This window comes from Kitasatospora sp. NE20-6 (genome assembly GCF_045862635.1).
This window is the reverse complement of record NZ_BPRL01000050.1, coordinates 47,602-71,751: the sequence shown is the minus strand read 5'-3', so window position 1 is coordinate 71,751 and position 24,150 is coordinate 47,602. Positions and strand designations below refer to the sequence as shown.

The 24,150-nt window shown below is 74.6% G+C and carries 21 protein-coding genes; 8 read left to right on the top strand and 13 right to left on the bottom strand.

Going from position 1 to position 24,150, the window contains the following annotated elements:
• Positions 1 to 29 precede the first annotated feature (29 nt).
• The 4 genes from SNE206_RS28965 to SNE206_RS28950 form a co-directional block, all read right to left on the bottom strand.
• Positions 30 to 1,970, bottom strand: a complete 1,941-nt coding sequence (locus SNE206_RS28965) for a biotin carboxylase N-terminal domain-containing protein (protein ID WP_407916465.1) — start codon at positions 1,968 to 1,970, stop codon at positions 30 to 32.
• Between the two features lie 11 nt (positions 1,971 to 1,981).
• Positions 1,982 to 3,580, bottom strand: a complete 1,599-nt coding sequence (locus tag SNE206_RS28960) for an acyl-CoA carboxylase subunit beta (RefSeq protein WP_407916464.1) — start codon at positions 3,578 to 3,580, stop codon at positions 1,982 to 1,984.
• A complete protein-coding gene (locus SNE206_RS28955) occupies positions 3,577 to 5,274 on the bottom strand; it encodes an acyclic terpene utilization AtuA family protein (RefSeq protein ID WP_407916463.1) in 1,698 nt (565 codons plus the stop codon). The genes SNE206_RS28960 and SNE206_RS28955 overlap by 4 nt, the downstream gene beginning before the upstream one ends.
• Before the next feature lie 226 nt (positions 5,275 to 5,500).
• Entirely contained in the window at positions 5,501 to 6,352 is an 852-nt protein-coding gene (locus tag SNE206_RS28950; protein WP_407916462.1) for a LysR family transcriptional regulator, read from the bottom strand.
• 94 nt (positions 6,353 to 6,446) lie between these two features.
• Here SNE206_RS28950 and SNE206_RS28945 point away from each other — a divergent pair, with 94 nt between their 5' ends.
• Complete coding sequence (locus SNE206_RS28945) at positions 6,447 to 7,178, top strand: SDR family NAD(P)-dependent oxidoreductase (RefSeq protein ID WP_407916461.1); 732 nt, start codon at positions 6,447 to 6,449, stop codon at positions 7,176 to 7,178.
• A gap of 231 nt (positions 7,179 to 7,409) precedes the next feature.
• Entirely contained in the window at positions 7,410 to 7,565 is a 156-nt protein-coding gene (locus SNE206_RS28940; protein ID WP_407916460.1) for a hypothetical protein, read from the top strand.
• 164 nt (positions 7,566 to 7,729) lie between these two features.
• Here the strand turns inward: SNE206_RS28940 and SNE206_RS28935 are convergent, their stop codons facing one another.
• Complete coding sequence (locus SNE206_RS28935) at positions 7,730 to 8,632, bottom strand: LysR family transcriptional regulator (protein ID WP_407916459.1); 903 nt, start codon at positions 8,630 to 8,632, stop codon at positions 7,730 to 7,732.
• A gap of 177 nt (positions 8,633 to 8,809) precedes the next feature.
• Between SNE206_RS28935 and SNE206_RS28930 the strand changes: the two genes are divergently transcribed.
• Both SNE206_RS28930 and SNE206_RS28925 read left to right on the top strand, forming a co-directional pair.
• Positions 8,810 to 9,748 (top strand): family 2A encapsulin nanocompartment shell protein, encoded by a 939-nt coding sequence (locus tag SNE206_RS28930; protein ID WP_407916458.1) that lies wholly within the window; start codon positions 8,810 to 8,812, stop codon positions 9,746 to 9,748.
• Positions 9,723 to 11,573: a family 2A encapsulin nanocompartment cargo protein cysteine desulfurase gene (locus SNE206_RS28925; protein ID WP_407916457.1), complete on the top strand. Its 1,851-nt coding sequence runs from the start codon at positions 9,723 to 9,725 to the stop codon at positions 11,571 to 11,573. Before SNE206_RS28930 ends, SNE206_RS28925 begins: the two co-directional genes overlap by 26 nt.
• Before the next feature lie 77 nt (positions 11,574 to 11,650).
• Here the strand turns inward: SNE206_RS28925 and SNE206_RS28920 are convergent, their stop codons facing one another.
• Positions 11,651 to 12,640, bottom strand: coding sequence for a GlxA family transcriptional regulator (locus SNE206_RS28920; RefSeq protein ID WP_407916456.1), 990 nt, complete (start codon positions 12,638 to 12,640; stop codon positions 11,651 to 11,653).
• A 71-nt stretch (positions 12,641 to 12,711) separates the two neighbouring features.
• On the opposite strand from SNE206_RS28920, the gene SNE206_RS28915 reads away from it, so the two are divergent.
• Complete coding sequence (locus SNE206_RS28915) at positions 12,712 to 14,061, top strand: MFS transporter (RefSeq protein ID WP_407916455.1); 1,350 nt, start codon at positions 12,712 to 12,714, stop codon at positions 14,059 to 14,061.
• A gap of 363 nt (positions 14,062 to 14,424) precedes the next feature.
• Here SNE206_RS28915 and SNE206_RS28910 read toward each other — a convergent pair whose 3' ends face one another.
• Positions 14,425 to 15,036 (bottom strand): hypothetical protein, encoded by a 612-nt coding sequence (locus SNE206_RS28910; protein ID WP_407916454.1) that lies wholly within the window; start codon positions 15,034 to 15,036, stop codon positions 14,425 to 14,427.
• A 127-nt stretch (positions 15,037 to 15,163) separates the two neighbouring features.
• Positions 15,164 to 16,123 (bottom strand): helix-turn-helix domain-containing protein, encoded by a 960-nt coding sequence (locus SNE206_RS28905; RefSeq protein WP_407916453.1) that lies wholly within the window; start codon positions 16,121 to 16,123, stop codon positions 15,164 to 15,166.
• A gap of 101 nt (positions 16,124 to 16,224) precedes the next feature.
• Here SNE206_RS28905 and SNE206_RS28900 point away from each other — a divergent pair, with 101 nt between their 5' ends.
• Positions 16,225 to 17,256, top strand: a complete 1,032-nt coding sequence (locus tag SNE206_RS28900) for a saccharopine dehydrogenase family protein (RefSeq protein WP_407916452.1) — start codon at positions 16,225 to 16,227, stop codon at positions 17,254 to 17,256.
• Positions 17,257 to 17,590: 334 nt separating this feature from the next.
• Entirely contained in the window at positions 17,591 to 17,842 is a 252-nt protein-coding gene (locus tag SNE206_RS28895; protein WP_407916451.1) for a chaplin, read from the top strand.
• A 74-nt stretch (positions 17,843 to 17,916) separates the two neighbouring features.
• On the opposite strand, the gene SNE206_RS28890 is transcribed toward SNE206_RS28895, so the two are convergent.
• Positions 17,917 to 18,846 carry a Gfo/Idh/MocA family protein gene (locus tag SNE206_RS28890; RefSeq protein ID WP_407916450.1) on the bottom strand — a complete coding sequence of 310 codons (930 nt, stop codon included), beginning with the start codon at positions 18,844 to 18,846 and terminating at the stop codon, positions 17,917 to 17,919.
• Positions 18,847 to 19,168: 322 nt separating this feature from the next.
• On the opposite strand from SNE206_RS28890, the gene SNE206_RS28885 reads away from it, so the two are divergent.
• Positions 19,169 to 19,804, top strand: coding sequence for a DedA family protein (locus SNE206_RS28885; RefSeq protein WP_407916449.1), 636 nt, complete (start codon positions 19,169 to 19,171; stop codon positions 19,802 to 19,804).
• Here SNE206_RS28885 and SNE206_RS28880 read toward each other — a convergent pair.
• The 4 genes from SNE206_RS28880 to SNE206_RS28865 all read right to left on the bottom strand — a co-directional run bounded on the left by SNE206_RS28880 (position 19,717) and on the right by SNE206_RS28865 (position 24,149).
• Positions 19,717 to 20,577: an alpha/beta hydrolase gene (locus tag SNE206_RS28880; RefSeq protein WP_407916448.1), complete on the bottom strand. Its 861-nt coding sequence runs from the start codon at positions 20,575 to 20,577 to the stop codon at positions 19,717 to 19,719. The two genes, SNE206_RS28885 and SNE206_RS28880, sit on opposite strands and share 88 nt — an antisense overlap.
• A 91-nt stretch (positions 20,578 to 20,668) precedes the next feature.
• Entirely contained in the window at positions 20,669 to 22,090 is a 1,422-nt protein-coding gene (locus SNE206_RS28875; RefSeq protein WP_407916447.1) for a GH1 family beta-glucosidase, read from the bottom strand.
• 86 nt (positions 22,091 to 22,176) lie between these two features.
• Positions 22,177 to 23,175 carry an ABC transporter ATP-binding protein gene (locus tag SNE206_RS28870; RefSeq protein WP_407916446.1) on the bottom strand — a complete coding sequence of 333 codons (999 nt, stop codon included), beginning with the start codon at positions 23,173 to 23,175 and terminating at the stop codon, positions 22,177 to 22,179.
• Entirely contained in the window at positions 23,172 to 24,149 is a 978-nt protein-coding gene (locus SNE206_RS28865; RefSeq protein ID WP_407916445.1) for an ABC transporter permease, read from the bottom strand. Before SNE206_RS28865 ends, SNE206_RS28870 begins: the two co-directional genes overlap by 4 nt.
• Position 24,150 lies beyond the last annotated feature (1 nt).

The following is a 24,150-nucleotide window of genomic DNA, read 5'->3' as shown; positions in this document are numbered from 1 at the left end:
CGGTTCGGGCGGGTGCCGGTCCGGGCGGTTCAGGCGGGCCGGACGACGGCGAGGACGGTGCCGGGCTCGACCTGCTGGCCGGGCACGACGCGGAGTTCGGTGAGCAGCCCGGCGGCGGGCGCGGCGACCTGGTGCTCCATCTTCATCGCCTCCAGCCAGAGCAGGGGCTGGCCGGCGGCCACGGTGTCGCCGGCCGCGACGGCCGTGCGGACGACCGTGCCCGGCATGGGGGCGAGCAGGGCTCCCGGGTCGGTGCGCACGGCCGGGTCGGGGAAGCGGTCGAGGGCGGTCAGGACGGTGGCGCCGGACGGCCCGTCGACGTACACCTGCGAACCGTGCACGGCGATGTCGAAGACCTGCCGCAGGGTGCCGGTCTCCAGCACGACCCGGCCGGGCGCGGCGGTGAGGAGGCGGGTGCCGGGGTGGTCAGCGGCGTCCAGCCCGGTGCGGGTCTGCCGGTAGCGCACCTCGGTCTCCGTGCCGTCGGCGGTGCGGTAGCGCTTGACCTGCGGCTGGGAGGGCAGGTTGCGCCAGCCCGGGGGCAGGGCGGTGCGGCGGCCCGCGGCGTCGGCGAGGGCGGCGGCGAGCGCGGCGAGCGGGGTGTGCTTGCCGTCGGCGGCGGGGTCCGCGGTGAGGTCGGCGGCGTGTTCGGCGAGGAAGCCGGTGTGCAGGCGGCCGTCGAGGAAGGCGGGGTGGCGCAGGGCCCGTACGAGGAGGTCGCGGTTGGTGGCGGGGCCGTGCAGGCGGGCGCGGGCGAGGGCGTCGGCGAGGCGCCGGGCGGCGGCCGCGCGGGTGGGTGCCCAGGCCACGGCCTTGGCGAGCATGGCGTCGTAGTGCACGGTGACGGTGGAGCCGTCGGTGACGCCGGAGTCGAGGCGCAGCCCGGCGGTGGCGGCCGGGTCGGTGGTGAACTCGGCGGTCACGCCGGGGAGTTCGATGCGGTGCACGGTGCCGGTCTGCGGCTGCCAGTCGCGGGCCGGGTCCTCGGCGTAGAGCCGGGCCTCGACGGCGTGGCCGGTGGTGGCGGGCGGCCCGGGCGGCAGCGGCTCGCCCTCGGCGACGGCGATCTGCAGGGCGACGAGGTCGAGGCCGGTGGTGCACTCGGTGACGGGGTGTTCGACCTGGAGGCGGGTGTTCATCTCCAGGAAGGCGAGCCGGCCGTCGGGGGCGAGCAGGAACTCCGCGGTGCCCGCGCCGGTGTAGCCGATCGCCCGGGCCGCGTCGGCGGCGGCGCGGTGCAGCCGTTCCCGCAGGGCGGCGGGGAGGCCGGGGGCGGGGGCCTCCTCGATCACCTTCTGGTGGCGGCGCTGGAGCGAGCAGTCGCGGTCGCCGACGGCCCACACGGTGCCGTGGGTGTCGGCCATCAGCTGCACCTCGACGTGGCGGCCGTCGGGCAGGTACGGCTCGCAGAAGACCTCGTCGGAGCCGAAGGCGGCCAGTGCCTCGGCGCGGGCCGCGGCGAGCGCGGCGGGCAGGTCGGCGAGGTCGCGGACGACCCGCATGCCGCGGCCCCCGCCGCCGGCCGCGGCCTTGACGAGGAGCGGCAGGTCGGCCTCGCCGGGCCGGTCGCCGACGGTGAGGACGGGCACCCCGGCGTCGGCCATGAGCCGTTTGGCGGCCGTCTTGGAGCCCATCGCGGCGATGGCCGCGGGCGGGGGGCCGATCCAGGTCAGTCCGGCGTCGAGGACGGCCTGCGCGAAGGCGGCGCTCTCGGAGAGGAAGCCGTAGCCGGGGTGGACGGCGTCGGCCCCGGCCGTTCGGGCGGCGGCGACGAGGAGGTCGGCGCGCAGGTAGGTGTCGGCGGGCGCCGCGCCGGGCAGCCGGACGGCGCGGTCGGCCTCCCGGACGTGCGGCGCGTCGGCGTCCGGGTCGGAGTGGACGGCGACGGTCGCGATGCCGAGGGTGCGGCAGGTCCGGAAGATCCGGCGGGCGATCTCGCCGCGGTTGGCGACCAGCACTGAGGTGATCACGACTGCACCTTTCACATCCGGAAGACGCCGTAGCCGCGGGCGCCCTCGACGGGGCCGCTGTGCACGGCGGACAGGCAGAGGCCGAGCACGGTACGGGTGTCGCGCGGGTCGACGACGCCGTCGTCGTAGAGGCGGCCGGAGAGGAACGCGGGCAGCGACTCCGCCTCGATCTGCTGCTCGACCATGGCGCGGATCGCGGCGTCGGCGTCCTCGTCGTAGGGCCGTCCCTTCGCGGCGGCGGACTGGCGGGCGACGATGGAGAGCACCCCGGCGAGCTGCTGCGGGCCCATCACGGCCGACTTGGCGCTCGGCCAGGCGAAGAGGAAGCGCGGCTCGTAGGCCCGCCCGCACATGCCGTAGTGGCCGGCGCCGTAGGACGCCCCCATCAGCACCGACAGGTGCGGCACGCGGGAGTTGGAGACGGCGTTGATCATCATGGCGCCGTGCTTGATGATGCCGCCCTGCTCGTAGGCCTCGCCGACCATGTAGCCGGTGGTGTTGTGGAGGAAGACCAACGGGATGTCGCGCTGGTTGGCGAGCTGGATGAACTGCGCGGCCTTCTGCGACTCGGCGCTGAACAGCACGCCCCGGGCGTTGGCGAGGATGCCGACGGGGTAGCCGTGCAGGGTGGCCCAGCCGGTGACGAGGCTGGTGCCGTAGAGCGGCTTGAACTCGTCGAAGTCCGAGCCGTCGACGATCCGGGCGATCACCTCGCGCGGGTCGAAGGGCACCCGCAGGTCGCCGGGGACGATGCCGAGCAGCTCCTCCTCGTCGTACGCCGGCGGCTCGGCGGCGGTGTCGGGCAGCGGGCCGTGGCGGCGCCAGTGCAGGCGCCTGACGATGCGGCGGGCGACGCGGCAGGCGTCGGGCTCGTCCTCGGCGACGTGGTCGGCGAGGCCGGAGGTGCGGGCGTGCATGTCGGCGCCGCCGAGGCGTTCCTCGTCGGCCTCCTCGCCGGTGGCCATCTTCACCAGCGGCGGCCCGCCGAGGAAGACCTTCGCCCGGTCGCGGACGAGCACGGTGTGGTCGGACATGCCCGGCACGTACGCGCCGCCGGCGGTGGAGTTGCCGAAGACGACCGCGACGGTCGGGATGCCCGCCGCGGAGAGCCGGGTGAGGTCGCGGAAGAGCGCCCCGCCGGGGATGAAGATCTCCTTCTGGCTGGGCAGGTCGGCGCCGCCGGACTCGACGAGGTTCACGAGGGGCAGGCGGTTCTGCAGGGCGATCTCGTTGGCCCGCAGGGCCTTGCGCAGCGTCCACGGGTTGCTGGCGCCGCCGCGCACCGTGGGGTCGTTGGCGGTGATGACGCACGTCGTGCCCTCGATCACGCCGATGCCGGTGACGAGGGCGGCGCCCACCGGGAAGTCGCTGCCCCAGGCGGCGAGCGGGGAGAGTTCGAGGAACGGCGAGTCCGGGTCGACGAGCAGCTCGATGCGTTCGCGGGCGAGCAGCTTGCCGCGGGTGCGGTGCCGTTCGACGTAGCGCGGGCCGCCGCCGGCCAGGGCCTTGGCGTGCTCGGCGTCGAGGGCGGCGAGCTTCTCCAGCATCGCGGCGCGGTGGGCGGCGTGGTCGGGGCCGCCGGGGTCGAGGCGGCTCGCGAGGACGGTCACAGGAGGGCCTCCGGGATGTCGAGGTGCCGGGAGCGCAGCCACTCCCCCAGTGCCTTGGCCTGCGGGTCGAAGCGGGCCTGCGAGGCGACGCCGTCACCGAGCAGGCCGGGCAGGGTGAAGTTGACGGCGCGCAGGTTCGGGAGCAGGTGCCGTTCGACGGCGAGCCCCGCGGTCTCGGGCAGCAGCCGGCGCAGCACGTCCTCGGTGAGGGTGTGGGCCAGCCACCGCCAGGCGTCCTCGGTGCGCACCCAGACGCCGAGGTTGGCGTCGCCGCCCTTGTCGCCGCTGCGGGCGCCGGCGACGAGGCCGAGCGGGGCGCGCCGGGTGGGGCCGTCGGGCGGCGGGGCGGGCAGCGGCGGGGCGGGCAGCGGCGCGAGCGCCCGGGTGAGGGCGGGCGGGGCGATCGCGAGGCGGCGGCCGTCGGGCAGCACCGCGGTGTGCGGCACGCTCCCGGCGTCGAGGTGGGCGCTCTCGAAGACCCCGTACGGGGTGCCCGGCCCGGGCGGAGCGGTGAGGTGGAAGCCCGGGTAGGAGGCGAGGCCGAGCTCGACGGCGGCGGCGGTCAGCGCCCGGCCGACGGCCCGCTCGTCGGCGTCGCGGACGGTGAGCCGCAGCAGGGCGGACGCCGTCTCCTCGGTGTCGGCGTCGGCGTGGTCGGTGCGGGCGAGGGTCCAGCGGAGGTCCGCGGGCGGCTTCGCGAGGCCGGCGGCGAGCTGACGGCGCACCAGGTCGGCCTTGGCCTCGATGTCGAGGCCGGTGAGCACGAACACGACCTCGTTGCGCCAGCCGGCGAGCCGGTTGAGCCCGACCTTGAGGGTGGGCGGCGGTGCCTCGCCGCGCACGCCCTCGATCCGCACCCGGTCCGGGCCCTGCTGGGTGAGCCGTACGGAGTCGAGGCGCGCCGTCACGTCCGGCCCGGCGTAGCGGGGGCCGGCGGTCTCGTAGAGGAGCTGGGCGGTGACGGTGTCGACGGTGACGGCGCCGCCCGTGCCGGGGTGCTTGGTGACGACGCAGCTGCCGTCGGCGTGGATCTCGGCGAGCGGGAAGCCCGGGCGGGGGTCCGCCTGCGCGCCGAGGTGCTCGCGGAACGCCGAGTGGTTGCCGCCGGTGGCCTGGGCGCCGCACTCCAGGACGTGCCCGGCGACGACGGCCCCGGCGAGTGCGTCGTGGTCGTCGGGGGTCCAGCCGAAGTGCGCCATGGCGGGCCCGGCGACGAGGGCGGCGTCGGTGACGCGGCCGGTGACGACGACGTCGGCGCCGCCGCGCAGGCAGGCGGCGATCCCGGCGGCGCCGAGGTAGGCGTTGGCGGCGAGCAGGCCCGGCCGGGGGCCGAACTCGGCGGCCCGGTCGAGCAGGTCGTCGCCGAGCACGTGGCCGACCTTCAGGTCGAGGCCCTGCCGGGCGGCGAGTGCGCCGACCGCCTCGGCGAGGCCGGCGGGGTTGAGGCCGCCCGCGTTGACGACGAGCCGGACGCGCCGCTCGGCGGCGAGGGCGAGGCAGGTCTCGGCCTGCCGCAGGAACGTCCTGGCGTAGCCGAGGGCGGTGTCCTTGAGGCGGTCGCGGGCGAGGATGAGCATGGTGAGTTCGGCGAGGTAGTCGCCGGTGAGGACGTCCAGCGGCCCCCCGGTGAGCATCTCCTCGAACGCGGCGAACCGGTCGCCGTAGAACCCTGACGCATTGCCGATCCGCAGCACGGCCCGCCTCCCCTGCCCTGGTCGTGCAGCAGCGTGGCACCCGGCCCGAGATAAATCAAGCATGCATGCTTGTTTTCAGGGCGGAGGCAGCACCCGGCCCGCCCCCTCCTGCGACCGTCGGCGATGGACGGCGATGGACGGCGATGGACGGCGATCGCGATGCCCATCACCGTCGGTAACGGCGGGCCGGGACACGGCAGGTGGAACCCGGCCGGGCATGGCGGAACTACCGGAGACGGGTCGCGGTCCGGACAAGGTCGGCGACGGCTCTGGAGCGGCTGTGCGGCGGCCAGGCGATCACGGTGGTGACTGTCGGCGCGTCCAGCACGGGCACGGCGGCGAGGTCGCCGTGCAGTTGAGCTCGGCACGACTCCGGTGAGACCGCGCAGGCCCGGCCGAGCGCGACGAGCTGCAACAGCTGCGCGTGGTCGCGGACCTGCGGGCCGGGGCCGGGCGGGTAGGTGCCGTCGGGGTCGGGCCAGCGCGGCAGGGGCAGGTCCGGCAGCCCGGTGATGTCGGCCATGTGCACATGGGTCCGGACGGTGAGCGGATGCCCGGCCGGCAGGACCACCACCTGACCCTCCGTGTCGAGTTCTTCGGTGTGGAACCCGGCCGTCGAGTCGAACGGCCGGTGCAGCAGCGCCACGTCGGCCCGGCCCTCGCGCAGAAATCGTCCCTGCTCGGCCGGGCCGCACAGGATGACGTCGACGGGGACCGCGCCGGGTTCGGCGGCGTACGCGTCCAGCAGTTTCGCCAGCAGTTCGCGGGACGCGCTGGCCTTCGTGACCAGGACCAGACCGGGGCGGCCGGCCGCGGGAAGGGCGGCGCGGCGGGTCCGGCGCTCGGCCGCGTCGACCGCGTCGAGGGCCGCCCGGCCCTCGGCCAGCAGTACCGAGCCGGCCTCGGTCAGCGTGACGGTGCGGCTGGTCCGGTCCAGCAGCGCCGCCCCGAGCCGGCGTTCGAGCTGCTGGATCGCCCGCGACAGAGGCGGCTGTGCCATCCCGAGCCGCTGCGCGGCGCGCCCGAAGTGCAACTCTTCGGCGACAGCGACGAAGTAGCGCAGTTCCCTGGTCTCCATCCGGCCACGGTACTCCGGATCAATACCCGGACGGTATCGCCGCCCACCCAATCGGTCCTGGACCCCCGCCGGGTCCGACAGCAGCATGGTCCCCATGAGCGAACGAACGATTGCGCTGGTCACCGGCGCGAACAAGGGAATCGGCTACGAGATCGCCGCAGGCCTGGGCGCCCTCGGCTGGAGCGTCGGCGTCGGCGCCCGCGACGATCAGCGCCGCAGGACCGCGGTGGAGCAACTGCGCGCGGCCGGCGTCGACGCGTTCGGCGTACCGCTGGACGTGACCGACGACGCGAGCGCGACCGCCGCCGCACGGCTGATCGAGGAACAGGCCGGGCGCCTCGACGTGCTCGTCAACAACGCCGCCATCACCGGCGGCATGCCGCAGGAGCCCACCCGCGTCGACCCCGCCACCATCCGCACGGTCGTGGAGACCAACGTCATCGGCGTCATCCGCGTCACCAACGCGATGATGCCGCTGCTGCGCCGCTCCGCCTCACCGCGGATCGTGAACATGTCCAGCAGTGTCGGCTCCCTCGCCCGGCAGTCAGGAACCGCCGGTGAGCTGACCACGGGTCCGGTGGCCGCGGCGTACTCGCCGTCGAAGACGTTCCTGAACGCCGTCACCCTCCAGTACGCCCGGGAGCTGAGCGGCACGAACATCCTGATCAACGCCGGCTGCCCCGGCTACGTCGCCACCGACCTCAACGGCTTCCGCGGCGTGCGCACCCCCGAACAGGGCGCGGCCATCGCCATCACACTCGCGACCCTGCCCGACGACGGCCCCACAGGCCAGTTCTTCGACGACGCCGGCGTCGTGCCCTGGTGAAGTGCACGGCGGTCGTCACCCGCCGGGGTGAGGTCGTTTCGCCCGCGCGTCTCGAACAGGTTCATCGACGGCGGCCGCCGCCCCGGCCGGCACTCCGGCGCCCGGGGCAACGCTCCGCACCGCCACCGGTTCCACCATGAACGGCAATCCACCACAGGTTGCAAGCAGCGTGACCATCCGGTTCCGACCATCGTGACCCGGGGATCCGCACCGCAGGGTCACTACACACCCATGGGCGGGATCATCGGCCTGGGAGACGCGGAGTTCCGGCTGCCCTTGCTGATCGGCGTGTTCGGCTCCGCCGCGCTGTCGGCCGTCATCTTGAACAAGGCGATGAGCCTGGTCGTGGTCAAGGTCGCCCGGCACGCCCGGCCCTCGGCTCCGTGAGGCCGGACTCTCCGTGACGAACCCCCGCAGCACTGGCCCGTTCGATCCTCCACCTGCCCACGTGACCATCTCTGTGGCCACCTACCGCTTCCGGTCACATACCGTCGGCAGGAGCCGGATCGGCGCCACGGACGTACAGCCGGTGAGGCGGAGCGGATCCGGGGTCAGGAGGGCCATTCGGGCTCGGAGACGGTCGCGCCGAGCGCGTCGAGGAGCACCTGGGCGGGCTGGGACGCGGGCGGCTTGCCGTACACGGCGGCGACGACCCGTCGGCGCATGCCGGAGATCCGTTCGAGCCTGACGCCGGGATGCCGGTTGGCGAGGAGGGTGAGCCCGGGCAGCAGGCTCACGCCGAGCCCGGCCGCGACGAGTGCCTGCACGGCGACGTAGTCGTCCGTCTCGAACTCGACGACCGGCGAGAACCCGGCCCGTCCACAGGCCGCGACGAGATTCTCGCGGCAGCGTTCGCACCCGGCTATCCAGCGGGTCTCGGCGTAGGTGGCCAGCTCCGCCAGGGGCCCGTCCCAGGAGCGGTCCGCCGGTGTGACCATGTACAGCGGTTCGTCGAGGAGCGGTGTCATGGTGGTGTCGCGCCGATCGCGCTGGGGCGGATCGCCGTGCTCGAAGATCAGCGCCACGTCGACGTCGTTGTTGCGCAGGGCGCTGAGCGCGTCCGGTGGTTCGGCTTCGACGAAGGTCAGCTGGATGCCGGGGTGCTGGGCGGAGATGCGCGCGGCCGCGAGCGGTACCAGGGTGGCCATCGCCGAGGGAAAGGCGGCCAGGCGGACCCGGCCGGCGCGCAGCCCGGCGAGCTCGTCCAGTTCGGCGTGCACCGATTCGACCTGCGCGAGGATCGACTCGGCGCGGTCCACCAGCAGCCGGCCGGCCTCGGTGAGCCGGATGCCGCGGCCCATCCGCTGCAGCAGCGGCACGCCGGCCTCCGCCTCCAGCTTGGCGAGTTGATGGCTCACCGACGGCTGGGCGTAGTGCAGCACCTCCGCCGCCGCCGTGATCGAACCTTCACGGGCGACGGCCACCAGCACACGCAACCGACTCAAGTCGATCATGTGTAAATCATAGCCTGCGTCGATGAAAGCCTCGAAAACGCGCATTGGACCGTCATCAGGCCTGCTGGAAGGGTGAGTTGAGACGCAGATGCGAGAGATCCCGACCGCGGACGTTGCGTCGACGATCTCGCCCCCCTTCAGCGTGCCCGCCTCCCGGGCACGGAGAGGAGACGTTGCATGACCACGGCTGCAAATCCGCCGTCGCGACCGGTGTCGGTGAGCGACACCGCGGCACGGACCCTGGCGAACGCCACCAAGAGCGTTCCGCAGATGGCCTCCATCACGCCGCGCTGGCTGGTGCACCTCATGTCCTGGGTGCCGGTCGAGGCCGGCATCTACCGGGTGAACAAGGTCGTTCACCCCGAGTCGGTGCGCATCGAGTGCGACAACTTCGACGAGTCGCCGCTGCCCGACACCTTCGTCGACTACGCACGGGAGCCCCGGGAGTACCGGCTCAAGGCCGTCCAGACGGTCCTCGACATCCACACCCGGATAGCCGACCTGTACTCCAGCCCGCACGACCAGACCGCCCAGCAACTGCGCCTGACCATCGAGGCGGTGAAGGAGCACCAGGAGGGCGAGCTGATCAACAGCCCGGAGTACGGGATGTTGAGCAGCGTGGCGGACACGCAGCGGATGCCCACGCTGACGGGCCCTCCGACGCCGGACGACCTGGACGCCCTCATCACGAAGGTGTGGAAGCAGCCCGCCTTCTTCCTCACCCACCCGGAGGGGGTCGCCGCGTTCGGCCGGGAATGCACCCGGCGCGGTGTTCCGCCGGCGACGGTGAGCATGTTCGGCTCGCAGTTCCTGACCTGGCGCGGCCTGCCGATCATCCCGTCGGACAAGGTCCCGCTGGAGAACGGCAGGACGAAGTTCCTGCTGCTGCGCACCGGTGAGTCGCGCCAGGGCGTGGTCGGCCTGTTCCAGCCCGGGCTCTCGGGGGAACAGGGGATGGGCCTGTCGGTGCGCTTCATGCAGATCGACCGAAGCGCCATCGCCTCCTACCTGATCTCCCTGTACTGCTCGCTCGCGGTGCTGACCGAGGACGCGCTCGCGGTGCTCGACGACGTCGAGGTGGACAAGTTCCATGACTACGCCCCCGTTTACCGGTGACGAGGCCGCCCCGGCGTGGCTGCCGGACGAGGCGACGCTGAGCCGGCTGGCCGGGGAGTTCTTCCGAGCCCTCCCCGGGCAGTCCCCGGAGTCCGGGACCCCGGCTCACGACGGCCTGTCGGGGTGGCCGTCGCCGGCTGGCCTCCCGGCGGCCGACCCGCCTCCTCCGGCGCCGACCGCCGGGACGAGCCTGCCGTCGGGGCCACCGCCGACCAGCGCCCCGGCCGCCTACGCGGCGGGTGCGCCCGGTGGTGCCGGACCCGCTCCGGAGCTGCGGGCGCTGCCGGCGCGGCCGGTGACACCCGGGCCGCCCCCGGTCGCGTCGCCGGTCACGCCTCCGGCCGCGTCGCTTGCCGCACCGGCCGCACCGGCCGCACCGGCCCGGCCGTCGGACACCGGGCCGTACTACTTCCTCACCGAGGCACCCGGGTACCCCGCGAAGGCACCGGAGCTCCCCGGCTTCGGACACCTGGGGCTCCCGCCCCTCTTCGTGCCCGCGGCGCCGGCGGCCACGACCTCGCCGTACTACTTCGTCCAGGAGCCCGACGCCGGCGACACGGCCGGTGCACCCGCGGGGCTGCCGATCGACCGGCACCCGGCCTTCGACGTGCGGGCCGTGCGCCGGGACTTCCCGATCCTGTCCGAGCTGGTCAACGGCCGCCCGCTGATCTGGCTGGACAACGCCGCGACCACGCAGAAGCCGCGCGCGGTGATGGACCGGCTGGTGGAGTTCTACTCACGGGAGAACTCCAACATCCACCGGGCGGCCCACGAGCTGGCCGCCCGGGCGACGGACGCCTACGAGGGCGCGAGGAACACCGTCGCCCGGTTCGTCGGAGCGGGCTCCGCCGAGGAGATCGTGTTCGTCCGGGGCACCACCGAGGCGATCAACCTGGTGGCCAAGGCGTGGGGGCCCCGGCACATCCGGGCGGGGGACGAGATCGTCGTCTCCCACCTGGAGCACCACGCCAACATCGTGCCCTGGCAGATGCTGGCGGAGCAGACCGGTGCGGTGATCAAGGTGATCCCGGTCGACGACGACGGGCAGCTGCTGCTCGACGAGTACGCCGCGCTGCTGTCCGACCGCACCAGGCTGGTCGCGGTCACCCAGATGTCCAACGCGCTCGGCACCGTCGTGCCGGTCGAGCAGGTCATCGAGATCGGGCACCGGGCCGGGGCACGCGTCCTGATCGACGCGGCGCAGTCCGTTCCGCACCTGCCGATCGACGTCACGGCGCTGGACGCGGACTTCCTGGTCTTCTCCGGGCACAAGCTGTTCGGACCGACCGGGATCGGCGTGCTCTACGCCAAGCGGGAGGTCCTTGAGGACATGCCTCCGTGGGAGGGCGGCGGCAACATGATCACCGACGTGACCTTCGAGCGGTCCAGCTACCAGCCGCCGCCGGGTCGCTTCGAGGCCGGCACCGGCAACATCGCCGACGCGGTGGGGCTGGCCGCGGCCATCGACTACGTCGAACGCATCGGCCTGCCGAACATCGCCGCCTACGAGCACACCCTGCTCGAACACGCCACCGAAGGACTGCGCGGCGTGCCCGGGCTCCGGCTGGTCGGCACGGCCCGGCACAAGGCGAGCATCGCGTCGTTCGTCCTGGACGGCTACGAGCCGGCCGAGGTCGGCACCGAGCTCAACAAGGAGGGCATCGCGGTGCGTTCGGGTCACCACTGCGCGCAGCCGATCCTGCGCCGCTACGGCCTGGAGGCCACCGTCCGGCCGTCGTTCGCCTTCTACAACACGCACGAGGAGGTGGACACGCTGGTCGCGGTGGTCCACCGGCTCGCGGAGCGCCGCGGCAGGCGCCGCTGACCCGTGCTCCCCGACGGCCCGGACCGCACCGCGGTCCGGGCCGTCGTCACATCCCGCCGCGCCCCGGTCTACCCGGTCTACCCGGCCTCGCCCGCGCGGAAGGCGCGCCGGTAGGCGGCGGGCGTGGTGCGCAGGGCCTCGTGGAAGCGCCGGCGCAGGTTGACGGCCGAGGAGAGGCCGACCCGGCGCGCGATGGTCTCCACCGGCAGGTCGGTCTCCTCCAGCAGCGCCCGGGTGGCCGCCAGCCGCCGGTCCAGCAGCCAGCGTCCGGGGCTGATGCCCAGTTGCTCGGTGAAGCGCCTGGTCAGCGTGCGGGCGGAGACCTGGGAGCGGGCCGCCATCTCGGCGACGCCGACCGGCTGGTCCAGCCGCCCGGCCAGCCACTCCAGCAGCGGGGCCAGCGAGTCGGCGACCGGTCCGGAGGTGGGCAGTTCGGCGTACTGCAGCTGGCATCCCTCGCGGTGCGGCGGCATCACCATCTGCCGGGCGATCCGCAGCGCGTGCGCGGCGCCCTGGTCGGTGCGCACCAGGTGCAGGCAGAGGTCCACGCCGGCCGCCGACCCGGCGCTGGTGGCGACGTCGCCGTGGTCCACGTACAGCACTGCGGGGTCGACCCGGACCTGCGGGAACCGGGTGGCCAGTTCGGCGGCCCGGGCCCAGTGGGTGGCGGCCCGCCGGCCGTCCAGCAGTCCGGCGGCGGCGAGCACGAAGGCACCCGAGCAGATGCCGACGATCCGCGCGCCGCGCCGGTGCGCCCGGCGGACCGCCGCGACCACCGCGGGCGGCACCTCGGTGCCGGCCGGCTGCTGCCAGCCGGGGACGAGCACGGTGTCCGCGTGCTCCAGCGCGTCCAGGCCCGCCGCGACCAGCAGGTCGTAGCCGACCCGGGTGCGCACCGGGCCGGGGTGCTCGGTGCAGACCTCGAACGTGTAGCGGTCGGGGACCGCCGGGCCGTGGTCGCCGAACACCTCGGTCGCGCAGGCCAGCAGGAAGGTCGACTGCGGGGGCTGCAGCAGGGCCACGACCCGGTGCAGCGCAGGGGGTTTCGGTGGCGGACGGAGCGTCATGGCGTGAAAGTACCCCATCATGTCGTTCGGGACACTGGGACGGCCGATTGGTCCAGACCAGTATCGGTGCCGTGACCACCGAACAGACCCGGACGCAGTTCCGGAAGCAGGCCCGGGCGACCCGGACCGATCCGCCGACCCCCCGACCCCCGGCCCGGCCGCCGCTGTGGGACCGGGGCTTCACCCTCTACTTCACCGCCCGCACGGTCTCGCTGGTCGGCGACGCGATGATGCCGGTGGCCGCCGCACTCGCGGTCGGCGCGCTGTACGGGATCTCCGGCGTCGGCATCGTCCTCGGCACCTGGACCGGGACGGTCGTCGCCCTGGTCCTGTTCGGCGGGGTGCTCGCCGACCGGATCGGCGCGCGCCGGATGATGGTCGGCGCGGACCTCGCCCGGGTGCTCACCCAGGGCGCGCTGGCCGCCGCGTTCTTCGCCGGGACGCCGCCGTTCTGGCTGCTGGTGACCATGGCGGCACTGGCCGGGGCGGCCACCGCGATGTTCCAGCCGGGCGTCAACGGGATGGTCCCGCTGATCGCCCGCGATCCGCAGCGGGCCAACGCCACGCTCAAGGTGGCCGACGCGCTCGCCCAACTGCTCGGCCCGGCCCTGGCGGGGCTGCTGATCGCCCTGACCGGCGCCGGCACGGTGTACGCGATCGACGCCGGCACCTTCCTGCTCAGCGCCCTCTGCCTGGCCCTCGTCCGGCTCGCCCCGGCCGGCGCCGGCTCCCCTCCCTCCGGCTCTCCCCCCAGCGGCAGTTCACTCCGTCGCGACCTGCGCCAGGGCTGGCACGAGTTCCGCGCACGCACCTGGATGTGGGCGGTGATCCTGATCTGGGTGGGCTACGGCGTCCTGCTCTTCGGCCCGCTCGTACCGCTCGGCTCGGCGCTGATCGACGACCGGCTCGGCCCGGACGCCTACGGCCTGGCGGTCTCCTTCCTCGGCGCCGGAACGGTGCTCGGCGGCCTGCTGGCACTGCGGCTGCGCCCGGCCCGGCCGCTGGCCGCCGGAGCGGTGGCGATGGCGCTGTACACCGTGCTGCCGCTCTGCATCGCGCTGGACGCCGGCCTGCCGGTCCTGCTGGCGGGCCACGTCCTCGGCGGCGGCGCCTGGGCGTTCTGGTCGGTGATGTGGGCGACCAGCGTGCAGACCCACACCCCGCCCGCGGTCCTCAACCGGGTCACCGCGTACGAGCTGGCCGGCTCGGTGTCCGGGATCGCGCTCGGCCAGATCCTGGCGGGGCCGGCCACCGCGCTGGCCTCCCCGGAGCGGCTGCTGCTCGTGTCGGCGGGCGCCTGCCTGGCGGGCTGCGCGGCACTGTTCGCGACCCCGGCGATCCGCACGCTGCGCCGCGCCGACCCCGCGGACGGCGGCGAGCCGGGGGCGCCGGACGGCCCGGACGGCCCGGACGGAGGATGAACGGGTCCGGGGCCCGCCCGCTCCGGCCGGGACGATCAGGCTTCCGACCCGGCGTCTTCGGATGGGAAGAACAGATCCTCGATCCGGCTCCCGAACACGGCGGCGATCTTGAACACCAGGGGCAGGCCCGGGGCGGAGGACACGTGCAGCTCACGCGCGGTGGCCGGCCGCTCGAACCTCAGGTGCGCGGGCCGTCCGATCGACGTCGTCCCACCCCACCCGAAGGCCCGTCACCGAACGGACGCGGCACAGGACGCCCGCGCGGGACCGTCTCCGTGGAGAGGCTGGGGACAACCGGAACGGCTTCACGACGATCTCACGGCGGCCTCCGGGCCCGCCCCGGCCGGACCCCCGGAAGCAGGCTCAGGACAGGACGTGACCCTGCGAGGGGGTGGCCGTGACCGTGTGGCCGTCGGGGCCCACGGGGGTGGCGGACGCGTCGGGGCCACCGAGGTTGGCCGCGGACACGTACACCGTGTCGGACGCCCGGTCGAAGTACAGCTGCGCACTGTCCGCCGTGACGAGCGACGCGTCCAGCTCGTCGTCCCGCACCCAGGAGGCGCCGGGCGGCATGAACGGCGCGAGCGGCGCGGGAACCCGCCAACCGGCATGCCACGGTCCGGTAGCGGCCCCCTGCAGCGGCGGTGACGGTTCGGGAGTCATCGGCCGCTCGCCGAGCAGGCGGGCCACCTGCCCCGGGGCCAGGTGCGCCACGATGTCGTAGTAGTAGTCCGTCGGCCCGATCGGAAGCCGGTCCCCGGGCACGGCGGACGAGGTCTGCACCCAGTGTGCCGAGACGACCGGCCCGAGCAGCACGAGATCCCGCCCCACCCACGTGAGGTCCGTCGACACCTCCGGCGGCTTGTGCGCCCCTGCCGCCACGGACCTGTCGGACTCCCGCTCCAGCCACACCCCGCCGACCGCCAGTGGCGCCGCGGCCGCGGCACCCAGGAGCAGGAATCCCCTGCGTCGCACTACCACTCCCCGCCTCGATGGTCGGCCCATTCGATCACGCCGGCCCCACGAGGTCCAGGCTGCGGCCTCGGGTCAGGCCCCGCCGGACGCACCGTCACACGCCGCCGCGGCCACCGCCGCGCGGGTCTCACGCGGTCGGGCCGGGTCGGGACCGGGCGCGGAAGGTGCGGCGGTAGGTGTCCGGGGGGACGCCGACGGTCCGGTTGAAGTGGCGGCGCAGGGTGGTGGCGGTGCCCATGCCGGTGGCGGCGGCGACGGCGTCGACGCTGTCGTCGGTGTTCTCCAGCAACTCCTGGGCGCGGCGGATCCGCTGGGTGAGGAGCCACTGCAGCGGGGTGGTGCCGGTGGCCGCCCGGAAGTGGCGGCCGAGGGTGCGCGAGCTCGTCCGGGCCCGGCGTGCCAGGTCGTCCACGGTCAGCGGCCGGTCGAGGCGTTCGAGCACCCAGGGGAGGAGGGCGGCGAGCGGGTGGTCGTCCTGGGCGGGCACCGGGGTGGTGACGAACTGCGCCTGGCCGCCGGCCCGGAGCGGTGGCACGACGAGGCGGCGGGCGACGGCGTTGGCGACCGACGAGCCGTGGTCGAGGCGGACGAGGTGCAGGCAGAGGTCCAGTGCGGCGGCCTTGCCGGCGGAGGTGAGCACGGTGCCGTTGTCGACGTAGAGCACGTCCGGGTCGACCTCGACCCGGGGGTGACGGTCGGCCAGCTCCGCGGTGTGCGCCCAGTGCGTGGTCGCCCGCCGCCCGTCGAGCAGGCCGGCCGCGGCCAGGACGAAGGCGCCGGTGCAGAGGGAGGCCACGCGCGCGCCCGCCGCGTGGGCCGCGCGGACCGCGTCGACCAGGTCGGCGGGCGGCGGCACGTCGACGTCGGCCCAGCCGGGGACGATCACGGTGTCGGCGTGCCGGAGCCGGTCGAGCCCGGCGTCGGGCTCCAGCCGGAACCGGCCGACCCGCACGGCGTCCGGCCCGCAGACGGCCAGGTCGTACCAGGGAACCGTGACGGCGGCCGGTGCGGGGCCGAAGACCTCGTACGCCACGGCGAGTTCGAAGTGCAGCATCCCGTCGGTGACGGCCAGTGCGACAGTTCCCATGTCCGGAATTGTACGCACCGTGGCGTTCCGGACACTCACGACGGGACACCTTTCCCCACCAGAATGTTCACGGTTGAACATTCGGCACGGAGGGGAACCCCATGGGATCGGCGCACAAGGTAGCGGTGTTCGGCGCGTACGGGCACACCGGGCGGTTCGTGGTGGCGCAGCTGCGGGAGCGCGGGTTCGTCCCGGTCGCATCCGGGCGCGACGCCGTGAAGCTGAAGGCGCTGGCGGCGTCCGGCCCCGGTCTGGAGATCCGGACGGCGTCGGTCGACGACCCGGCCTCGCTCGACCGGGCCCTGGCCGGCACGGCGGCCGTGATCAACTGCGCCGGGCCGTTCGCCACGACCGCCGCCCCCGTGATCGAGGCGGCCCTGCGCGCCGGGATCCCCTACGTGGACGTGGCGGCCGAGATCGAGGCCAACCTCGACACCTTCACGCACTTCGCGGAGCGTGCCCGTGCCGCGGGGGTGGTCGTCGTCCCCGCGATGGCGTTCTACGGCGGCCTCGGCGACCTGCTGGCCACCGCGGCGGCGGGCGACCGGACGGCGGCCGACGAGGTGCACATCGCGTACGGGCTGAACGGCTGGCACCCCACCGAGGGCACCCGGGTGGCGGGTGCGGTCTCCCGGGAACGGCGGAACGGCCGGCGCATCCGCTTCTCGGACGGGCGGCTGGAGTACCGCGACGACGCCCCGCCCGCCCTCGACTGGGACTTCCCCGAGCCGCTGGGCACCCGGGCCGTCATCGGCGAGTTCACGATGGCCGACGTCGTCACCGTGCCCAGCCACCTGTCCGTCCCCGAGGTGCGCACCTACATGACGGTCGAGGCCGCGGGCGACCTGTCGTCCCCGGACACTCCGGCGCCGACCGCGGTCGACGAGCACGGGCGGTCCGCGCAGACCTTCCTCGTCGACGTCGTCGTGCGCTCCGGCGGCACCGAGCGGCGCGCCACGGCCCGGGGCCGCGACATCTACGCCGTCACCGCGCCGCTCGCGGTGGAGGCGGTGGGGCGCATCCTCTCCGGGCGGACCAGGGCGGTCGGCGTCGTCTCCGCCGGGGCGGCCTTCGACGCGGCCGACTTCCTCCGCGCGCTCTCCGCGCACCTGTCCGTCGACCTGCCCGGGTAGCGGCCGGGAGACGGACGGCGGACCCGGGGCGGGGCGGGCCCTGCGCGACGTCCGGCCCGCTCCCGACGACCGCTCCGACGGCGAAGCACCCTGCCGCGAGGGGCTCGTCCGTGGCCGAAGCCGCACACCGCTCACTGTCCGTAATCGTCACGGTGGGCTGCGGTACCGCCGATGGCGCAGCGGATCCGGAGATTCCCACCCGCCCGGCCGAACCTCGCGCGTGCCCGGAGGACCGCTGCGCTTCCCCGTGCCAAGACTTGGTCGCGGGCGCCGCCCGGCCGGCATGCCGCCGGCCCGGCGTCCAGGAACCATCTCAGGCACGTCCCCTCCCGAATTGGAGAAGACCGTGAAGGACATCCGCAGGGCTCTCGCGCTGACCGGCGTCGCCGGTGTACTCGTGCTCGGTACCGCCGGCGTGGCGAACGCCGACGCCACGGCCACCGGCACCGCCATCGGTTCGCCCGGCATCCTCTCCGGCAACGTCATCCAGGTCCCGATCCACATCCCGATCAACCTCTGCGGGAACAGCATCAACCTGATCGGCCTGCTCAACCCGACTGCCGGGAACGTCTGCACGAACAGCTGAGCCCTCTGCGCCCCGGCGCCCCCCGCACGGCCCGAACGAGGGCTGTGCGGGGGGCGCCGGTACGCGAGGGCCCGTCAGGCCTGTTCCTCCACCGCGCGGACGACGAGCTCGCACAGCTCGTGGGTGGCCAGGGCGTCCCGCGCGGAGAGCACCTTGCCGGCCCGGACGGACTCCAGGAAGGCGAGCACGACCTGCTCGATGCCGCGCTGGCGCGAGACCGACACCCAGTCACCGCGGCGGCGGACGGTGGGCTGGCCGCGGTGGTCGACGACCTCGGCGAGGTTGCGCACCTCGCGCTTGGAGTCGCCGCCGGAGACCTCCAGCACCTCCTCCGTGGAGCCGCTCATGCGGTTCATGATGCCGAGCGCGGTGAAGCCGCCGCCCGCCAGGGTGAGCACCACGTGCTCCAGCAGGCCGTTGCGGCTGCGCGAGCGGACGTCGACGTGCTCGATCTCCCCGGGCACCAGGAAGCGCAGGGTGTCGACGACGTGGACGAAGTCGTCGTACACGACCGTCCGGGCGGCCTCCGGCAGCCCCTCCCGGTGCTTCTGGAGGACGATCAGGTCACGCGGGCGCTCCAGGGCGAGCAGGTAGCCGGGGGCGTGCCGGCGGTTGAAGCCCACCATGAGCGAGCGCCCCTCCTGCTCGGCCAGCTCGACGAGGTGCCGGGAGCCCTCCAGGGTGTGGTCGAGCGGCTTGTCGACGTACACGTCGACGCCGGCCGTCAGCAGCCGCTCGACGATCGGCACGTGCTGGTCCGTCGAGGCGTGCACGAAGGCGGCCCGCACGCCGCTGTCGATGAGCTCGCCGAGGTCGGTGAAGCGGTGCGCGATGCGGTGGGCGTCGCCGATGCGGTCGAGCTTGGCGCGGTCCCGGGTCATCAGGCGCAGGTCCAGCCCGGGCTGGGCGGCGAGCACCGGGAGGTAGGCCTTCTGCGCGATGTCGCCGAGGCCGATCACCGCCACCGGAAGGGCGGTGCTGTCGAGGTCGTGGTCCTGACTCACGGAACGCTCCTGCTGAGGGTGCGGTGGCCCCTCTGTGGCGGACCCACGGGGGCCGGGCCGCCCAGCAGCATATGCCAGGAGCGCCGGTGAGCAGCGGGAACGCGAAAAGATCCGGCCGTCCCGGCCGGCCGTCACCACGTCCCACCGCAGGCCTGACCGCCGGGCGCCGGGCTTCCCCGGGGCCGCCCGGGGCGCACGGCCCGGAGCCCTCCCGGGCTTCCCGGTGTGGCCGGTCGGGGATCCGTGCGCGTACGGTTCGAACCGTGTCCAGTACTCCGGCAGGCCGGCACCCGGACCGGCACCCGGCCGCGGCCGGGCCCCGATGAGCGGGGCGCTGCAGGCCGTCGACCCGACGAGCGGGTCCTCGCTGCTCGCCGCCTTCGGCGCCCTGGCCGTCCTGGTGGCGCTCTTCGCCGAGTCGGGGCTGCTGGTGGTGGGATTCTTCCTCCCCGGCGACACCCTGCTGCTGCCCGCCGGGGTGCTCTGCGCCACCGGCGACGGCTCCGGGCCCCACCTGTCGCTCTGGCAGGTGATGCTGTGCGCCGCCGTCGGGTCGGTGGCCGGCGCGCAGCTCGGCTTCCTGATCGGGCGCCACGGCGGACGGACCGCGCTGGCCCGCACCAGGAGCGGACGCCTGAGATCGGCGGCGGCCCGGGGCGAGGCGCTGCTGCGCCGCTACGGCTACCGCAAGGCGATCGTCCTGGGCCGCTTCGTGCCCGTGGTCCGGACGGTGCTCGGCCCGCTGGCGGGCATGCTGGACGTGCCCACGCGCACCTTCACCGTCTGGCAGATCGTCGGCAGCCTGCTGTGGTCGCAGAGCATGGTGCTGGCCGGGTACTGGCTGGGCGCCGCCGTCCCGGGGATCGAGCACTACCTGTGGCTGCTGGTGGCGGCGGCCGTGGTGGTGTCGCTCCTGCCGCTGCTGTTCCGCTCGCGCAAGGACAGCCCTCCCGGGTGATCCGGCCTCGGCGGCGGCGCGGTCGGCGGCCCGGGCGGCGGCGCGGCCCGGGGCCCGCGGGGCGGTGGCGGGCCGTCGGCGGGCCGCGGCCAGCCGTGCCGGGTGAGCCAGCGGGTGCAGGCGGCGAGCCAGTCGGCCTGCGGGCCGGTCTGCGGGCCGCCGGGGCCGCCCGGGCCGCCGGACGGGGCGATGTGGAGCTCGAAGTCGATGGCGTTGCGGGCGAGTTCCCGGGCGTAGCGCAGCGAGTGGGTGACGGGCAGGACGGCCGTGTCACCGGGGTGCCAGAGGAAGGTCGGCGGGGTGCGTTCGCGGACGAGGTTCTCGGCGCTCAGGGCCCGGCGGTCGGCGACCGTGTGGCAGGGGCCGAGGAGCCGCTCCGTGGCGGCGTGGTCCGTGTGGTGGGCGAGCGAGACGAGGGGGCCGTGCAGGACGGCGAGGTCGGGCGGGTGGGGCCCGGTGGCGAGGAGCGCGGCGAGGTGCCCGCCGTCGCCGAACCCGAGGACGGCGACCCGGGCCGGGTCGACCGGCACGTGGTGGCCGCCGGCGCGGACCGACTCCAGGGCGTGCCGCGCGTGCACGAGCGGCCCGGGGTGGCGTCCCGGCCCGGCGGGCGTCTCCAGGGTGAACACGTGCAGGCCGTGCCGGGTGAGGGCGTCGACCGCGGGGCGCGGGTCGGTGCGGGCGGGCCCGCCGTAGGCGTGGCCCGGCAGCACGAGGACCGCGGGCGCGGTGGCGTCCGGGTCGTGCCGTGAGCGCGTGACCGACAGGTGCATGGGGCGGTCCTCCGTCCGGTGCGGGCGGGCGGTCACCCGGGCCGCGGACCGCCGGCGGGCGGTCCGCGGCCCGGGGAGCGCCCGGGGGGGGTCAGGCGTGGCGGGCGCGGTGGGCCGCGATGGTGTCGCGCAGCCACAGGGCGCTCTGCTTCGGGATGCGCTCCTGGGTCTCGTAGTCGACGCGGACGATGCCGAACCGCTTGTCGTAGCCGTACGCCCACTCGAAGTTGTCGAGCAGCGACCACACGAGGTACCCGCGGACGTCGGCGCCGCGCGAACGGGCCTCGGCGACGGCCGCCAGATGGGAGGCGAGGTACGCGGTGCGGTCCGCGTCGGCGACGAAACCGGACGCGTCCGGCTTGTCGTCGTACGCGGCGCCGTTCTCGGTGATCACCAGCGGGATGCCGGGGTAGTCGCGCGCGATCCTGGTCAGGAGGTCCGCGAAGTCGTCCGGCATGACCTCCCAGTCCAGGTGCGTGGTGGGGCGGTCGCCCATCGGCAGGCCGCGGGTCACGGGCAGGCCGTCCGGGGTGGTGGTGGAGCCGTCCTCCGCGGTGCCGGACGCCCTGAAGGAGCGGTAGTAGTTGACCCCCAGCGTGTCGATCGGCGTGGAGATGATCTCCAGGTCGCCGTCCTCGACGGGGATCCGCACCCCGCGGGCCGCCAGGTCGGCGACGAGGTCCTCCGGGTAGGAGCCGCGCAGCACCGGGTCGAGGTAGAAGCGGAAGCCGAGCGCGTCCGCACGGCGGGCGGCCTCCCGGTCCAGGTCGGAAGCGCTCGCCGGGACGGTGTTGCTCAGGATGTGCGTCACCGCGATGTCGAGCGGGCGCGTCGCGGCGGCCCGCAGGCGCTGCGCCGCGAGGCCGTGCGCGAGGTGCAGGTGGTGCACGGCGGCCACGCCGTCCGCGAAGTTCCGCCGCCCGGGGGCGTGGACGCCCTCGACGTAGCCGAGCATCGCGGAGCACCACGCCTCGTTGAAGGTCGTCCAGTGCCCGACCCGGTCGCCGAGCCGCTCGTGCACCAGCTCCGCGTAGTCGGCGAAGCGGTGGGCGGTGTCGCGGACGGGCCAGCCGCCGGCGTCCTCCAGCTCCTGCGGGAGGTCCCAGTGGTAGAGCGTCAGCCACGGGGTGATGCCCCGGCCGAGGAGCTCGTCGACCAGCCGGTCGTAGAAGGCGAGGCCCGCCGGGTTGGCCGGGCCGCGGCCGTGCGGCTGGACGCGGGGCCAGGAGACGGAGAACCGGTAGGTGTCCAGGCCGAGGCGGCGCATCAGGGCGACGTCCGCCGGCATCCGGTGGTAGTGGTCGCACGCCACGTCACCGGTGTCGCCGTTGTCGATCGCGCCCGGCACCCGGCACAGGGTGTCCCAGATCGACGGGGTGCGGCCGTCCTCCGCGACGGCGCCCTCGATCTGGTAGGCGGACGTCGCCGCACCCCAGCGGAAGTCGGCGGGCAGCGTGGCGAGCGGATCGTCGTGGTGCGCGGGCGCGGTACGGGCGGGCAGGTCGAGTGCCATGGGGCGGCTGCTTTCGGATCGGGGAGGGTCGGGGAGGGTACGGAAGGGTCGGGGGCGGTGGTCCGGGCGGTCGGCCGGCCGGTGGTTCAGACGGTCGTCCGGGCCGCGGGACGGAGGTGGCAGGCGACGCTGCGCCCCTCGTGCCCCGCGGGGACGGCCAGGACGGGGGCCTCGGCGCAGGCGTCCGTCACCAGCGGGCAGCGCGGGGCGAACGGGCAGCCGGGCGGCACGGCCCGCAGGTCCGGCGGTGAGCCGGGAATGCCGGCGAGTGCGCGGCGCGGCCCGTGCAGGGCGGGGAAGGAGTGCAGGAGACCGTCGCTGTACGGGTGCAGGGGGTCGCGGTACAGCGCCCTGGCGGGGGCCTGTTCGACGATCCTGCCGCCGTACATGACGGCGATCCGGTCGGAGAACTCGACCAGCAGGGACAGGTCGTGCGTGATGAACACGACCGAGAACGCCAGCTCGTCGCGGAGCGCGACCAGCTGCCGCAGGATCTGGCGCTGCATCACCACGTCGAGGGCGGTGGTGGGCTCGTCCATGATGACGACCCGGGGGCGCAGCGCGAGGGCCATGGCGATCATGACGCGCTGGCGCATGCCGCCGGAGAGCTGGTGCGGGTGGCTGTCGAGGCGGTCGGCGGGGATGCCGACCGTGCGCAGCAGGTCGCGGGCCCGGGCGAGGCGGCCGGCCCGGGTGGTGCCGGGCTCGTGGGCCCTGATGACGTCGGTGAGCTGGGCGGCGACGGTGTGCACCGGGTTGAGGGAGTTCATCGCGCCCTGGAACACGATCGAGGTCTGCGCCCAGCGGAAGGAGCGGAGTTCGGCCGGTGTCATCGCGAGGATGTCGGCCGGCGGGCCGTTCTCGGGGTGGTGGAGCACCTCGCCGCCGGTGATGACGCCGGGCGGCGGCAGGAGCCGGGTGAGGCCGTGGGCGAGGGTGGACTTGCCGCTGCCGCTCTCCCCCGCGAGGCCGAGGACCTCGCCGGTGTGCAGGGTCAGGTCGACGCCGTGGACGGCGCGGACGGCGCCGGGGCCGTAGCCGTAGTCGACGTCGAGTCCCTTGATCTCCAGGACGGGCTTGCTCATCGGGCGGTGCCTTCCGTGACCGGCCGGCCGGGGGCGGGCTCGGGGTCGGGGGCCGGCGCGGCCGCTGCCGGGGCCGGCCGGGCGGCGGGGCCGGTGCGGACGACCGGGGTGAAGCCGGGGCGCATGCGGATCCGGCCGGCGGGGGTCCGCAGGTCGCGGCCGGCGGTGCGCAGCCGGGGGTTGACGATCTCGTCGATGCCGAAGTTGACGAGGGAGAGGGCGGTGCCGAGCAGGGCGATGGCGAGGCCTGCGGGCACGAACCACCACCAGGCGCCGAGGCCGAGGGCCTGCTGGGTCTGGGCCCAGTAGAGGATGACGCCCCAGTTCCAGGGGGACATGCCGGGGATGCCGATGAAGGCGAGGGAGATCTCCGTCATGACCGCGTACATCATGGTGCTGATGAAGGAGGAGGCGATGACGGCGGTGAGGTTGGGCAGGATCTCGAAGGTGACGATGCGCCAGGTGGACTCGCCGGTGGCCTTCGCGGCGGTGACGAAGTCGCGGTGGCGCAGCGAGAGCGTCTGGGCCCGCAGGATGCGGGCGCCCCAGGCCCAGGAGACGAGGCCGATGACGAGGGCGACGACCCAGTCGCCGGTCTGCGGGAGCACCGAGGCGAGGATGATGATCATCGGCAGGGCCGGGACGACGAGGAACACGTTGGAGAGGGCGGAGAGGCTCTCGCCGGCGGGGCCGGCGAGGTAGCCGGAGGTCACGCCGACCAGCACGGCCAGGACCGTGGCGATCGCGCCGGCGACGAGGCCGACCAGCATGATGCTGCGGGTGCCGACCAGCAGTTGGCTGAGGACGTCCTGCCCGAGGTGGGTGGTGCCCAGCCAGTGGCCGCCGGAGGGCCCCTGCAGCAGGTCGGTGCTGCGGGCGCCCGGGTCGTGGGGGGCGACCCACGGGCCGGCGACCGCGACGAGGACGAAGAGGCCGAGCAGCGCGGCCCCGGTGCGGGTCTTGGCGTTGGACACC